This window comes from Pseudomonas sp. LRF_L74 (assembly GCF_965644255.1).
GTDB lineage: Bacteria > Pseudomonadota > Gammaproteobacteria > Pseudomonadales > Pseudomonadaceae > Aquipseudomonas.
In genome coordinates this window covers 188,742-201,947 of the sequence record NZ_CBFFRH010000007.1, presented here as the reverse complement: position 1 = coordinate 201,947, position 13,206 = coordinate 188,742, and the positions used below count along the sequence as shown (strand labels likewise).

Genomic DNA, 13,206 nt, shown 5'->3' with positions numbered 1-13,206 from the left:
GGGCAGGCCCTGGTCGCAGGCTTACTGCAGCATGCTGGTGGCGGCTTCCATGGCCGCAGAAAGGTCTTCGTCTTCCTGTACGTCGACACGCGGGTCGAGTCCCAGCTTGGCGAAGGAGGGGATCTGCGCCCAGTCCAGTTGGGTATAGGGATGATCGCTGCCCAGGTAGCTCTGCAATGTCGCAACCTGAACGATATCGACGAAGTCGGTCTTGGCCGAGTCGCGGCTGAAGTCGAGGAACTGGCCGGGGACGATGGCGATGTGTTCCGGGAAGTCCCAGGTGCGCAGGATTTTCTCGCCGATCAGTGGGTGGATGCGCTCGATCACGTGGTTGAGGCTGATGGAGTCGGCGAGTAGCTCGTTGTTCTCCTCGGCATAGGTCAGGATCGGTAGCACGCCGATTTGATGCACGAGTCCGGCAAGGGTCGCCTGGTCGGCGGCCAGGCGGGTGAAGGTTTTGCACAGGACATGGCAGATGCCGGCGACTTCCGTACTGCGGTTCCACACTTCGCGCATCTTGCGGTCGATGACGTCCGAGGTCGCCTGGAACATCTGTTCCATCGCCAGGCCAGTGGCCAGGTTGCAGGTGTAGTTGATACCGAGGCGCGACACGGCCATCTGCAGATCGGTGATTTCCTTGCTGGTGCGCAGCAGTGGGCTGTTCACCACCTTGATGATGCGCGCGGTCAGGGCGGCGTCGTTGCCGATGACCTTGCTCAATGCCGGAGGGCTGATGTTCGGATCTTCCGCAGCCTCGCGGACCTTGAGTGCCACCTCGGGAAGGGTCGGTAGCACCAGCTCATCGTTTTCGATGGCGTGGATCAGGTCCAACTGGACTTTCTCGGCAAGCTTGCTCATGTCTGTTCTCGATCGTTGAATCTTTTCAGGCTGCCTGGGGCGTCCTGCTGTAAGTGTTGGGACGGTCGGTGACCCCGACTCTGCTCGAATCAGCGCTGGATTTCTCGATCGGCATCCAGGGTATAAGGAAGCTCTAGCAATTTCAGGGCCGGACCGTCGAGGCTGCCGACGTGAATACGGCCATCCTCGGCGGCGTCCTCCTGAAGGACGGCCAGCAGTTCTGCGCGCTCGCCGTCAGGCGCAGCGAGCACGACCTCGCCGACGCTGGAACCGTGGACCGGGGAGAACAGTTGTGTTCCGACCATGGGCGCTTGTGCATCCAGGCCCAAGCGCTTGAGGCGTCGCTTGAGCTTGCCCAGGTACTGCATGCGCGCGACGATTTCCTGGCCGGTGTAGCAGCCTTTCTTGAAGCTTACGCCGCCTACGGCCTGCAGATTGATCATCTGTGGCACGAACAGCTCGCGGGTAGCGCCGAAGACCTGGCCGATACCGGCGCGTACCTGGCCGAGCAGCCATTGGTCGAGCGTTGCTTCTGGCAATCGGGCGGCCAGGCGGGCGGCCAGGGCCTCACCCTGTTCGGCAGGGGCCCAGAGTTCGGCCCGCTGACTGTCGATCCGGATTGCTACCAGCATGTCGTTGCGCACCACGCTGCCGGGTTCTTCAGGCAGGGCCAGGCCCAGCTCGGCGAGGGCTGCGTTTGCCCCGGCCAGGCCGAAGCGTGCCCAGGATGCGCTTTCGTCGCTCAGCACGGATTTGGAGAAGACCGCGTACTTCTTCAGGTCGGTCAGTTGGCTTTCGACCAGTTCTCGGGCCATTGCCAGCAGCAGGCCGCCTTCGACCGTCAATACGCGAAAGCTGGATAGCATGCGCCCCTTGGGGGTACAGCGGGCACCCAGGCTGGATGTGTTTTCGTTGAGGTAATTGAGGTTGCAGGTGACCTGGCCCTGAAGGAATTTGCTGGCGTCGGGGCCGCGTACGGCGAGCACCCCTTCGTGTGTGAGGGGGCAGAAAAAAGCTGGAGTGGCCATCGTCAGTCTGTGCCTTGAATGTATAGCCGCCATCATAGAGGCGGGGGGCGAGCTTGTCAGCGGGTGCCTCACGTCGCATCGGCCGCTATACTGCGCCACTTTCCACAGGAGTTCTGGCATGGCCGACGATACCGAATTGAACCGCCTTTTCTGGCACAGCCGCCGTGGCATGCTGGAGCTCGATGTGCTGCTGGTGCCCTTCGTCAAGGAGGTCTATTCGAGCCTGGATGCCGAAGACAAGGCGCGCTACGTCAAATTGCTGGAGTGCGAGGATCAGGACATGTTCGGCTGGTTCATGCAGCGTGAAGAGCCCGAAGATCCTGACCTGCAACGCATCGTTCGCATGATCCTGGACCGTGTCCAGCCAAAATAAGCGCTTCGAGTGCCACTGGCAGCCGTCTCGCCGGCTGTTGGCAGGTTATGTCGTGGTCCAGGCCTTGGCTGGCCTGGCTATTGGATTGCTGGATATTCCACTGGCACTGAAAGGGTTATTGCTCTTGTTGTGCGCTGCCCAGGCCTGTTGGGTCGTGCCTCGCCATCTTGTGCTCAACCATACCGCTTCCGTTACGGGCTTACGGGTCGATGAGGAGGGCTGGAGCCTGATGGTCGCCGGCGAATGGGTGGCGGTCGAGCTACGACCTGACAGCCTCGCGCTGCCTCAGTTGATTGTGTTGCGTTATCGCCGGCCGGGACACATCCTGGCGGGCTCCGTCTGTCTCCCTGGCGACAGCCTGTCTGCAGATATCCACAGGCAGTTGCGTGTGCGACTCAGGTTCAGCCGCAATAGGTGGGCGGTTGCAGGATAGTGTCCCGCGCCTGGTCCAGTCGTTCGGGATAATCCAGGGTGAAGTGCAGGCCACGGCTTTCGCGACGCAGCATGGCTGACTCGATCATCAGTTCGGCGACCTGTGCCAGGTTGCGCAGTTCGATCAGGTCGCGGCTGACCTTGTAGTTGGAGTAGAACTCGTCGATTTCGCTAAGCAGCATGCGCACCCGGTGCTGGGCGCGTTGCAGGCGCTTGTTGGTGCGCACGATGCCGACGTAGTCCCACATGAAGCGCCGCAGTTCATCCCAGTTGTGCGCGATGATCACGTCTTCGTCCGAATCGGTCACCTGGCTGGCATCCCAGGTGGGCAAGTCTTCGGGCATGGGCACCGAGTCGAGGCGGGAAACGATGTCTTCGGCCGCCGAACGTGCATAGACGAAGCACTCCAGCAACGAATTGCTGGCCATGCGATTGGCGCCGTGCAGGCCGGTGAAGCTGGTTTCGCCGATGGCATACAGGTTGGGGACGTCGGTCAGGCCGCGTGAGTCCACCAGCACGCCGCCGCAGGTGTAGTGGGCGGCGGGCACAACCGGGATCGGTTGGCGGGTGATATCGATGCCGAATTTCAGGCAGCGCTCATAAACAGTGGGGAAGTGCGTCTTGATGAAGCTTTCCGTCTTGTGGCTGATGTCCAGATAGACGCAGTCGACACCCAGGCGCTTCATTTCATGGTCGATGGCGCGGGCGACGATATCCCGTGGTGCCAGTTCTTCCCGTTGATCGAAGCGGGCCATGAAGCGCTCGCCATTGGGCAGTTTCAAGTGTGCGCCTTCGCCGCGCAGGGCTTCGGTAATAAGAAAGCTCTTGGCCTGAGGGTGATAGAGGCAGGTCGGGTGGAACTGGTTGAACTCCAGATTGCCGACCCGGCAGCCTGCGCGCCAGGCCATGGCGATACCGTCGCCGCAGGCACCGTCTGGGTTACTGGTATAGAGGTAGACCTTGGCCGCCCCCCCGGTGGCCAGAATCACGAAGCGCGCATGGAAGGTATCGACCTCGCCGCTTGCGCGGTTCAGCACATAGGCACCAAGGCAGCGCTGCCGGCTGCCGCCCAGTTTGCGCTCGGTGATCAGGTCTACGGCCACATGCTGTTCGAGCAACTCGACATTTTCCAATTGCCGCGTGCGTTGCAGCAGGGTATTGAAGATCGCCGCCCCGGTCGCGTCGGCGGCATGAATGATACGCCGGTGGCTGTGACCGCCCTCGCGGGTCAGGTGGTACTCGAAACCACCATCTTCCCGGTCCTGTTCTTCGTCTCGGGTGAACGGCACGCCTTGCTCGATCAGCCACTGGATGGCTTCGCGGCTGTGCTCTACGGTGAAACGCACGGCATCTTCCCGGCACAGTCCGCCGCCAGCGACGAGGGTGTCCTCGACGTGGGACTCAACCGTGTCGGTGTCATCCAGGACCGCAGCCACGCCGCCTTGTGCCCAGTAGGTCGAACCATTGGCCAGATCGCCTTTGCTCAGAACGGCGATGCGCAAGGTGGAGGGCAGGGTCAGGGCTAGGGTGAGGCCTGCTGCACCGCTGCCGATAATCAATACATCATGGCGGAAATGTTGGCTCATCTGCTGGGATCCGGATGGAGGCGGACGCTAGTATATCGACGCGATGGGCGCCACAATAGCGCGCTTGTGAGTCGGGGAAAATGCCATGAACTTTCCAATGGGTTCAGGTTCCATAGGCAGTCACCGTTTTGGATAGGTGCCGGCCTACCGTGCTCCCTCTAACGTTGCACTTTGGTCAGTAATTACGATTAGAAGCAGCAGGGCAATGGGTCCTGCTGCGTTGTTTCGTGCGAGCGTGGTGAGCGCCGCAAGAAGCCTTGTTCGGAGGACAGAACTTTTGCGAAACCCCTGGGTCTATTTCAGCAGATGGATTCACTGGCCTACGCAGAATTGCTCCGGACCTCATGAGGAGAGTTCATGCTAACCCAGGAAGACGATCAGCAGCTGGTCGAGCGGGTACAGCGCGGCGACAAGCGTGCGTTTGATCTGCTGGTTATGAAGTACCAGCACAAGATTCTCGGTTTGATCGTGCGTTTCGTGCATGACAATCACGAAGCTCAGGATGTCGCCCAGGAGGCGTTCATCAAGGCGTATCGCGCACTTGGTAACTTTCGCGGCGATAGTGCCTTCTATACATGGCTGTATCGGATTGCAATCAATACCGCCAAGAACTATCTGGTCTCGCGCGGACGCCGTCCGCCGGACAGCGATGTAAGTACCGAAGATGCGGAATTCTATGACGGCGATCACGCTCTAAAGGATATCGAATCACCGGAACGATCGATGCTGCGCGATGAAATCGAAGCCACCGTGCATCGAACCATCCAGCAGTTACCGGAAGACTTGCGCTCGGCGTTGACCCTGCGCGAGTTCGACGGATTGAGTTACGAGGACATCGCCAGCGTCATGCAGTGTCCTGTTGGTACCGTGCGTTCCCGGATTTTCCGGGCTCGCGAGGCGATTGATAAAGCGCTGCAACCCTTGTTGCAGGAAACCTGAGACAGCGGCTATTGCCAAGAGAGGAACCACCATGAGTAGTGAAACCCTGCAGGAATCGCTGTCCGCGGTGATGGATAACCAGGCGGACGAGCTGGAGCTGCGACGTGTGCTCGCAGCCAGTGCCGAACCTGACCTGCGCGCGACCTGGTCGCGTTATCAGATTGCCCGTGCGGCCATGCACAAGGAACTGATCGAGCCTCGTCTCGACATCGCTGCCGCGGTTGCGGCAGCCCTCGAGTCCGAGGCCGCGCCGAAGAAAGCCGGTGGCCTGTGGCGCAATATCGGTCGCGTTGCCGTGGCTGCATCCGTGACCGTCGCGGTATTGGCTGGCGTACGTTTCTACAACCAGGATGAAATCTCTACCGCGCAGTTGGCCCAGCAAGGCACTCAGCCTGCCTTGGCGATGCCTCAGGCGAAAGGCCCGGTAATCCTGGCTGGCTATACCGCCGGCGAAGGTGGCGAGCCAGCCAAGGCCTCCACGGCCGAGCAGCAGTCTGCTGAGTGGCATGAGCAGCGCCTGCCGACCTATCTGCGTCAGCATGCCCAGCAGGCTGGGGCTTCAGGGGCCGAGGCGCTGCCGTACGCGCGCTCCGCCAGTGTCGAAAACCAATAAATAAGGGAGGCGTATGCGCGCCGTCTCTCTGGTAGCGTTGTTAGGAAGCTTTCTGGTCTCGCCGATTCTCCCGGCAAGTGAGGCTCAGGATTGGTTGTCTCGTTCCGTGAAGTCGGAGGAGCGAAGTTACCAGGGTACTTTCGTGTATGAGCGCAATGGTAGTTTCTCCACCCACGGTGTGTGGCATTTGGGTGGAGCTGAAGGGAGCAGAGAGCGCCTCCTTCAGTTGGATGGTCCGTTATGGGAAGTGGTCAGGGTCAATGGCCGTACGCAATGCGTCAGTGGTGGCCGTGTCGAAGATATGGACGGCGTGCAGGCCACTGCTGTCAAAGCGCTCGATCCGTTACGGCTTGCCGAATACTACGATATGAGCGTGACGGGCGAGTCCAGGGTTGCTGGGCGTCAGGCTGTAGTGGTCGAGCTTCAGCCGCGTGATCAGTACCGCTATGGCGTCGAGCTGCAACTGGATAAAGAGACCGCATTGCCGCTCAAGTCCTTGTTGCTCGATGACAAGGGACGGCTGCTGGAGCGTTTTCAGTTCATTTCGCTCGACCTGCAATCCAGTCCCAAAGCCGATGCCCTGAAACCTGGTGATGGTTGCCAGGCCGTGGTTGCGACGGCACCGGTCAAGGCGGTGCCGCAAACCTGGCGCGCTGGCTGGCTGCCCCCAGGCTTCCAGCTTTCCCAGGTTGTGAGTCGGCAGAGCCCTGCGTCATCCGAGCAGGTGGCGAGCATGACCTACGGGGATGGTATCGCGCAGTTTTCCGTGTTCCTCGAGCCGCTGCACAGTGCGTTGATCGAGGATGCCAGGGCGCAGCTCGGACCAACCGCGGTGATCTCCCGGCGTATGGTCACTGTCGATGGCGATGTGATGGTTACCGTAATTGGTGAAATCCCTTCGGGAACTGCGGAGCGGGTTGCGTTGTCCATGCAGGGCATGCAGGCCAGTGTTCCTGCTGATACCGCAACCCGCTGACAGGTAAACCCGGGCTGTGTCTGGTTTACCTGTTTCACCTGCGAGTAGACGCTTGCGTGAATACCCGTTTCATTCGCTGTAATTCGATGAACCGCCTTCCTGGCGGTTTTCTTGCGCGTCCGTGAAAAGACGCCTCTCCACCCGTGGATGGGAGCTGTAGTTGATGCTTAGCATGAGATCCTATTTATCCGGCCTGTTCGCACTGGTGCTGATGGCCCAGGTCACTGTCGCCAAAGCTGAATTGCCCGATTTCACCAACCTGGTCGAGGCGGCATCGCCGGCGGTGGTCAACATCAGTACGCGACAGAACCTGCCCCAGCGCGAAGTCGCGAGTCAGCAGATGCCTGACCTTGAAGGCCTGCCGCCGATGTTTCGCGAATTCTTCGAACGCAGCCTGCCGCAAACCCCGCGTGGCCAGGGCGGGCGGCAGCGTGAGGCGCAGTCGCTGGGTTCGGGGTTCATCATTTCCGCGGACGGCTACGTGCTGACCAATAACCATGTGGTGGCGGATGCTGACGAGATCATCGTTCGCCTGTCCGATCGCAGTGAGCTCAAGGCCAAGCTGATCGGTGCCGATGCCCGTACCGACGTTGCCCTGCTCAAGGTCGAGGGCAAGAACCTGCCCACGGTCAAGCTCGGCAAGTCCGAGGTGCTGAAGGTCGGTGCCTGGGTCTTGGCTATCGGCTCGCCGTTTGGCTTCGACCACTCGGTCACCGCCGGTATCGTCAGTGCCAAGGGCCGTAGCCTGCCGAACGAGAACTATGTGCCGTTCATCCAGACTGACGTGGCGATCAACCCCGGCAATTCCGGTGGCCCGTTGTTCAACCTGGAGGGTGAAGTGGTCGGTATCAACTCGCAGATTTTCACCCGCTCCGGTGGTTTCATGGGGCTGTCCTTCGCCATCCCGATCGATGTAGCCATGGACGTGGCCAATCAGTTGAAGAGCGATGGCAAGGTCAGCCGTGGCTGGCTCGGCGTGGTCATCCAGGAGGTCAACAAGGACCTGGCTGAGTCCTTCGGTCTGGACAAGCCGGCTGGCGCGCTGGTCGCCCAGGTGCTGGAAGACGGTCCGGCAGCCAAGGGCGGCCTGCAGGTCGGCGACGTGATTCTCAGTGCCAATGGTCAGCCGATCATCATGTCGGCCGATTTGCCGCATCTGGTCGGTAGCCTGAAGCCGGGCAGCAAGGTGTCCCTGGACGTCGTGCGTGGCGGTGATCGCAAGACCCTGTCACTGTCGGTTGGCAGCCTGCCCGAGGACGAAGACCAGGTGGCCGCCATCAGCGAGGGTGGTTCCGTCGAGCGCAGCAGCAATCGCCTGGGCGTGTCCGTAGCCGATCTGAGTGCCGAGCAGCGCAAATCCCTGGACCTGCGTGGCGGTGTGGTGATCAAGGAGGTTCAGGATGGCCCGGCGGCGCTGATTGGCCTGCGTCCGGGTGACGTGATCACACACCTGAACAACCAGTCGATCGACTCGAGCAAGGCCTTTGCCGATGTGGCCAAGAGTCTGCCGAAGGATCGTTCGGTGTCCATGCGTGTGCTGCGCCAGGGGCGAGCCAGCTTCATCACGTTCAAGCTGGCCGAGTGATCGGGTCGGCACAGGCAGGGAAAGGGCGGCATTTGCCGCCCTTTCCTTTGTAGGCGTGACGCTCACGCGAGCATTCGGGTAGAATGCGCGGCTGTTTTCGGCGGGCAGCCTGCCTGCGGCTTTTTCGAGTGCTGATCCGTGAGTGACCTGAGTCATATCCGCAACTTCTCCATCATCGCCCACATCGACCATGGCAAATCGACCCTGGCGGATCGCTTCATCCAGATCTGCGGCGGCTTGTCCGATCGCGAGATGGAGGCTCAGGTGCTGGACTCCATGGACCTGGAGCGCGAGCGCGGAATCACGATCAAGGCGCACAGCGTGACCCTGCACTATCCGGCCCAGGATGGCAGGACCTACCAGCTCAACTTCATCGACACCCCCGGCCACGTCGACTTCACCTATGAAGTCAGCCGTTCGCTGGCGGCCTGCGAAGGCGCGATCTTGGTGGTCGATGCTGGCCAGGGCGTCGAGGCACAGTCGGTCGCCAACTGCTACACGGCGATCGAGCAGGGCCTCGAAGTCATGCCCGTGCTGAACAAAATGGACCTGCCCCAGGCCGAGCCGGAGCGGGTCAAGGACGAGATCGAGCACATCATCGGCATTGATGCCACTGACGCGGTGCCCTGCAGCGCCAAGAGCGGCATGGGCGTGATCGATGTGCTGGAGCGGTTGGTCAAGGTCATTCCAGCGCCAGAAGGCAAGATCGATGCACCGTTGCAGGCGCTGATCATCGACTCCTGGTTCGACAATTACCTGGGGGTGGTGTCGCTGGTCCGGGTCAAGCATGGCCGGGTGAGGAAAGGCGACAAGATTCTGGTCAAGTCCACCGGCAAGATCCATCAGGTGGACAGTGTCGGCGTATTTACCCCCAAACATACTGAAACGGCGGACCTGAAAGCCGGTGAAGTAGGCTTCGTCATCGCGGGAATCAAGGAGATTCTGGGGGCCCCGGTGGGGGATACCCTGACCCTTTCCGCCACTCCGGACGTGGACGTGCTGCCTGGTTTCAAACGCATCAAGCCGCAGGTCTACGCCGGCCTGTTCCCGGTCAGTTCCGATGACTTCGAGGATTTCCGCGAAGCCCTGCAGAAACTGACCCTGAACGACGCGGCCTTGCAGTACGAACCGGAAAGTTCCGATGCACTGGGCTTCGGTTTCCGTATCGGCTTCCTCGGCATGCTCCATATGGAGATCATCCAGGAGCGTCTGGAGCGCGAGTACAACCTTGACCTGATCACCACGGCGCCGACCGTGGTCTTCGAGGTCGAGATGAAGAGCGGCGAAACCCTGTATGTGGATAACCCGTCCAAGTTGCCGGACCCGGCTGGCATCCTCGACATGCGCGAGCCGATCGTGCGCGCCAATATCCTGGTGCCGCAAGAACACCTGGGCAACGTCATCACCCTGTGCATCGAGAAGCGTGGCGTACAGCGTGACATGCAGTTTCTCAGTAGCCAGGTTCAGGTTTCCTATGACCTGCCGATGAATGAAGTAGTCCTCGACTTCTTCGACCGCCTGAAGTCGGTGAGTCGCGGCTATGCTTCGCTTGACTACAGTTTCGACCGCTTCCAGTCGGCCAACCTGGTGCGCCTGGATGTGATGATCAACGCTGAAAAGGTCGACGCACTGGCACTCATCGTGCATCGTGATCGCGCGCACCAGAAAGGGCGCGTGTTGACCGAGAAGATGAAAGAGCTGATCCCTCGGCAGATGTTCGACGTTGCGATCCAGGCTGCCATCGGTGGCCAGATCATCGCGCGGACGACGGTCAAGGCGCTGAGGAAGAATGTCTTGGCCAAGTGCTATGGCGGTGACGTTTCACGTAAGAAAAAACTGCTGGAAAAACAAAAGGCCGGTAAGAAAAGGATGAAGCAGGTGGGGAGCGTCGAAATTCCCCAGGAAGCCTTCCTGGCCGTACTGAAAGTGGATAGCTGAGAACCATGTCTTTCAATTTTCCGTTGTTGCTGGTCATTGCTGTGGCGGTGTGCGGTCTGCTCGCCCTTATCGATCTGCTGTTGCTGGCGCCACGGCGTCGTACAGCAATCGCCACCTATGCGGGCCAGGTCGGCGAACCCGATCCGCAGGTGGTGGAGAGGCTGGACAAGGAACCGTTGCTGGTGGAGTACGGCAAGTCCTTCTTCCCGGTGCTGGCGATCGTCCTGGTGCTGCGTTCCTTCCTGCTCGAGCCGTTCCAGATTCCCTCGGGCTCGATGCTGCCTACCTTGAACATCGGCGATTTCATCCTGGTCAACAAGTTCGCCTATGGCATCCGCTTGCCAGTGGTCGACACCAAGGTCGTCGATGTCGGTGAGCCGCAGCGTGGCGACGTGATGGTGTTCCGTTTCCCGAAGGAACCGAGCATCAATTACATCAAGCGCGTAGTCGGCCTGCCGGGCGACCGCATCAAGTACACCGAAGACAAGCAACTGCTGGTCAATGGTCAGCCGGTGGCCAATCGACTGGTTGGCATGGACCCGGAGAGCCTGAGCACTGCCGAGTTCTACCAGGAGAAACTTGGCGAAGCCGATCACCTGATCCGCAAGGAAGTCAATCGCAACGACCGTAGCGCCGCCAACGAATGGGTGGTCCCGCAGGGGCACTATTTCATGATGGGCGACAACCGCGACAACTCCAACGACAGCCGTTACTGGGGTATGGTTCCTGACCGCAATATCGTCGGCAAGGCGTTCGCAGTCTGGTTGAGTTGGCCGTCGCCGAAGTTCGAACATTGGCCGACCCTTTCCCGGGTGGGGCTGATTAACTGATCGAGCGGTGTGGCTCGAACGAGCCGTACCTGTTCATAACGAGGCCATGCCACCGAGAGGGCAGGCCGCCATCATTCGATAGCTGGGGTTGATCATGGCATTGGCGCGTTCGCAGAAAGGCTTGTCGTTGCTTGGCTGGTTGGTTGTCTTGGCGTTGGTGGCGTTCTTCGCCAGTGTCGCCTTCAAGATGCTGCCGCATTACATGGACTACCTGTCCATCGAAAAGGCCATCACTTCGGTGGAAAACGACAAGAATCTGGATGTTCGTACGGTCGGCGACTTCTATAGTCATATCGACAAGTCCATGCAGATCAACAGTATCCGTGACCTCAACTCTCGCGATGCCATCGAAATCAAACTGCAAGACGGTGACTTCCAGGTTCACCTTAAATACGAAAAACGCGAGCCACTGATCCAGAATCTCGATCTGGTGGCCAAATTCGATAAAGAATTCCGTGTAAGAGCCAAGTGAGTGCATCCCTGAATCGTCTTGAGCGTCAGCTCGGTCATACCTTCAAAGACCAGGACCTGATGGTCCTGGCACTTACCCATCGCAGCTTTGCCGGGCGCAACAACGAGCGCCTGGAGTTCCTCGGTGATGCCATCCTCAACTTCGTGGCCGGCGAGGCGCTCTACGAGCGTTTCCCGCAGGCGCGTGAAGGCCAGCTGTCACGCCTGCGTGCGCGCCTGGTCAAAGGCGAGACGCTGGCCTTGCTGGCCCGTGGTTTCGAGCTGGGCGAATACCTGCGCCTGGGCTCCGGCGAGCTGAAGAGCGGTGGCTATCGTCGCGAGTCGATCCTCGCCGATGCCCTCGAAGCCCTGATCGGCGCCATCTACCTCGATGCCGGCATGGATGTCGCCCGCGAACGCGTGCTGGCCTGGCTGAGCAACGAGCTGGATAGCCTGACGCTGGTCGATACCAACAAGGACCCCAAGACGCGCCTGCAGGAGTTCTTGCAGTCGCGCGGTGCCGAGTTGCCGCGCTACGAGGTCATCGAAATCCAGGGCGAGCCCCACTGCCGCACTTTCTTCGTCCAGTGCGAAGTGGCATTGTTGACTGAACAGACCCAGGGGCAGGGCGCCAGCCGGCGCATCGCCGAGCAGGTCGCCGCCGCCGCCGCGCTGGTCGCGCTGGGCGTGGAGAATGGCCATGACTGATACAACCCGTTGCGGCTATGTCGCCATCGTCGGCCGCCCGAACGTGGGCAAGTCGACACTGCTCAACCATATCCTCGGGCAGAAGCTGGCGATTACCTCGCGCAAGCCGCAGACCACCCGGCACAACATGCTCGGCATCAAGACCGAGGGCGACGTGCAGGCTGTCTATGTCGATACGCCCGGTCTGCACAAGCAGAACGACAAGGCGCTCAATCGTTACATGAACCGCACCGCTTCCTCGGCCCTGAAGGACGTCGACGTGGTGATCTTCGTCGTCGATCGCGCACGCTGGACCGAAGAGGACCAGATGGTCCTGGAGCGCATCCAGTACGTGCAGGGACCGGTGATCCTGGCGATCAACAAGACCGACCGTCTCGATGACAAGGCCGAGTTGATCCCGCACCTGCAGTGGTTGCAGGAGCAACTGCCGAAAGCCGAGATCGTGCCGATCTCCGCGCAGCAGGGGCACAACCTCGACGCCCTGGAGCAACTGGTGGCGAAGTTCCTGCCCGAGAGCGAGCACTTCTTCCCCGAAGACCAGATCACCGACCGCTCGAGCCGTTTCCTGGCTGCCGAGCTGGTCCGCGAAAAGATCATGCGCCAGCTCGGCGCCGAGCTGCCTTACCAGATCACCGTCGAGATCGAAGAGTTCAAGCAGGAGGGGCGCATCCTGCATATCCACGCGCTGATCCTGGTCGAGCGTGATGGGCAGAAGAAAATCATCATTGGCGACAAGGGCGAGCGCATCAAGCGTATCGGCCAGGAGGCGCGCAAGGACATGGAGGTGCTGTTCGACTCCAAGGTCATGCTCAACCTCTGGGCCAAGGTGAAGGGCGGCTGGTCCGACGACGAACGGGCACTGCGCTCGCTGGGCTACAACGACCTCTGAT

General features: G+C 60.5%; 14 protein-coding genes. 11 read left to right on the top strand and 3 right to left on the bottom strand.

What is annotated here, in order from left to right; translation table 11 throughout:
• Nucleotides 1-21: 21 nt before the first annotated feature.
• Both ACSZPK_RS18925 and ygfZ read right to left on the bottom strand, forming a co-directional pair.
• Entirely contained in the window at nucleotides 22-858 is an 837-nt protein-coding gene (locus tag ACSZPK_RS18925) for an HDOD domain-containing protein (RefSeq protein WP_437883071.1), read from the bottom strand.
• 89 nt (nucleotides 859-947) lie between these two features.
• Complete coding sequence (ygfZ, locus tag ACSZPK_RS18920; protein ID WP_437883070.1) at nucleotides 948-1,886, bottom strand: CAF17-like 4Fe-4S cluster assembly/insertion protein YgfZ; 939 nt, start codon at nucleotides 1,884-1,886, stop codon at nucleotides 948-950.
• A gap of 118 nt (nucleotides 1,887-2,004) precedes the next feature.
• Here ygfZ and ACSZPK_RS18915 point away from each other — a divergent pair, with 118 nt between their 5' ends.
• The gene (locus ACSZPK_RS18915) at nucleotides 2,005-2,259 is read left to right on the top strand and encodes a succinate dehydrogenase assembly factor 2 (RefSeq protein WP_437883069.1); all 255 of its coding nucleotides are present in this window, start codon (nucleotides 2,005-2,007) and stop codon (nucleotides 2,257-2,259) included.
• Nucleotides 2,243-2,692 carry a protein YgfX gene (locus tag ACSZPK_RS18910; protein ID WP_437883068.1) on the top strand — a complete coding sequence of 150 codons (450 nt, stop codon included), beginning with the start codon at nucleotides 2,243-2,245 and terminating at the stop codon, nucleotides 2,690-2,692. The genes ACSZPK_RS18915 and ACSZPK_RS18910 overlap by 17 nt, the downstream gene beginning before the upstream one ends.
• On the opposite strand, the gene nadB is transcribed toward ACSZPK_RS18910, so the two are convergent.
• Nucleotides 2,661-4,277, bottom strand: coding sequence for an L-aspartate oxidase (gene nadB / locus ACSZPK_RS18905; protein WP_437883067.1), 1,617 nt, complete (start codon nucleotides 4,275-4,277; stop codon nucleotides 2,661-2,663). The two genes, ACSZPK_RS18910 and nadB, sit on opposite strands and share 32 nt — an antisense overlap.
• Nucleotides 4,278-4,634: 357 nt before the next feature.
• Here nadB and rpoE point away from each other — a divergent pair, with 357 nt between their 5' ends.
• From rpoE to era, 9 genes are all read left to right on the top strand, one after another.
• Nucleotides 4,635-5,216 (top strand): RNA polymerase sigma factor RpoE, encoded by a 582-nt coding sequence (gene rpoE / locus ACSZPK_RS18900; protein ID WP_437883066.1) that lies wholly within the window; start codon nucleotides 4,635-4,637, stop codon nucleotides 5,214-5,216.
• Between the two features lie 31 nt (nucleotides 5,217-5,247).
• A complete protein-coding gene (locus tag ACSZPK_RS18895) occupies nucleotides 5,248-5,829 on the top strand; it encodes a sigma-E factor negative regulatory protein (RefSeq protein ID WP_437883065.1) in 582 nt (193 codons plus the stop codon).
• A gap of 13 nt (nucleotides 5,830-5,842) precedes the next feature.
• Entirely contained in the window at nucleotides 5,843-6,805 is a 963-nt protein-coding gene (locus tag ACSZPK_RS18890; protein WP_437883064.1) for a MucB/RseB C-terminal domain-containing protein, read from the top strand.
• Nucleotides 6,806-6,977: 172 nt separating this feature from the next.
• Nucleotides 6,978-8,390, top strand: a complete 1,413-nt coding sequence (locus ACSZPK_RS18885) for a DegQ family serine endoprotease (protein WP_437883063.1) — start codon at nucleotides 6,978-6,980, stop codon at nucleotides 8,388-8,390.
• A 138-nt stretch (nucleotides 8,391-8,528) separates the two neighbouring features.
• Nucleotides 8,529-10,328, top strand: coding sequence for a translation elongation factor 4 (gene lepA, locus ACSZPK_RS18880; RefSeq protein ID WP_437883062.1), 1,800 nt, complete (start codon nucleotides 8,529-8,531; stop codon nucleotides 10,326-10,328).
• 5 nt (nucleotides 10,329-10,333) lie between these two features.
• Entirely contained in the window at nucleotides 10,334-11,158 is an 825-nt protein-coding gene (gene lepB, locus ACSZPK_RS18875) for a signal peptidase I (RefSeq protein WP_437883061.1), read from the top strand.
• Nucleotides 11,159-11,252: 94 nt separating this feature from the next.
• The gene (locus ACSZPK_RS18870) at nucleotides 11,253-11,630 is read left to right on the top strand and encodes a DUF4845 domain-containing protein (protein WP_437883060.1); all 378 of its coding nucleotides are present in this window, start codon (nucleotides 11,253-11,255) and stop codon (nucleotides 11,628-11,630) included.
• On the top strand, nucleotides 11,627-12,316 hold the full coding sequence (gene rnc / locus ACSZPK_RS18865; protein WP_437883059.1) for a ribonuclease III: 690 nt from the start codon (nucleotides 11,627-11,629) through the stop codon (nucleotides 12,314-12,316). The genes ACSZPK_RS18870 and rnc overlap by 4 nt, the downstream gene beginning before the upstream one ends.
• On the top strand, nucleotides 12,309-13,205 hold the full coding sequence (era, locus tag ACSZPK_RS18860) for a GTPase Era (protein WP_437883058.1): 897 nt from the start codon (nucleotides 12,309-12,311) through the stop codon (nucleotides 13,203-13,205). The genes rnc and era overlap by 8 nt, the downstream gene beginning before the upstream one ends.
• The last annotated feature ends 1 nt before the right edge of the window (nucleotide 13,206 follow it).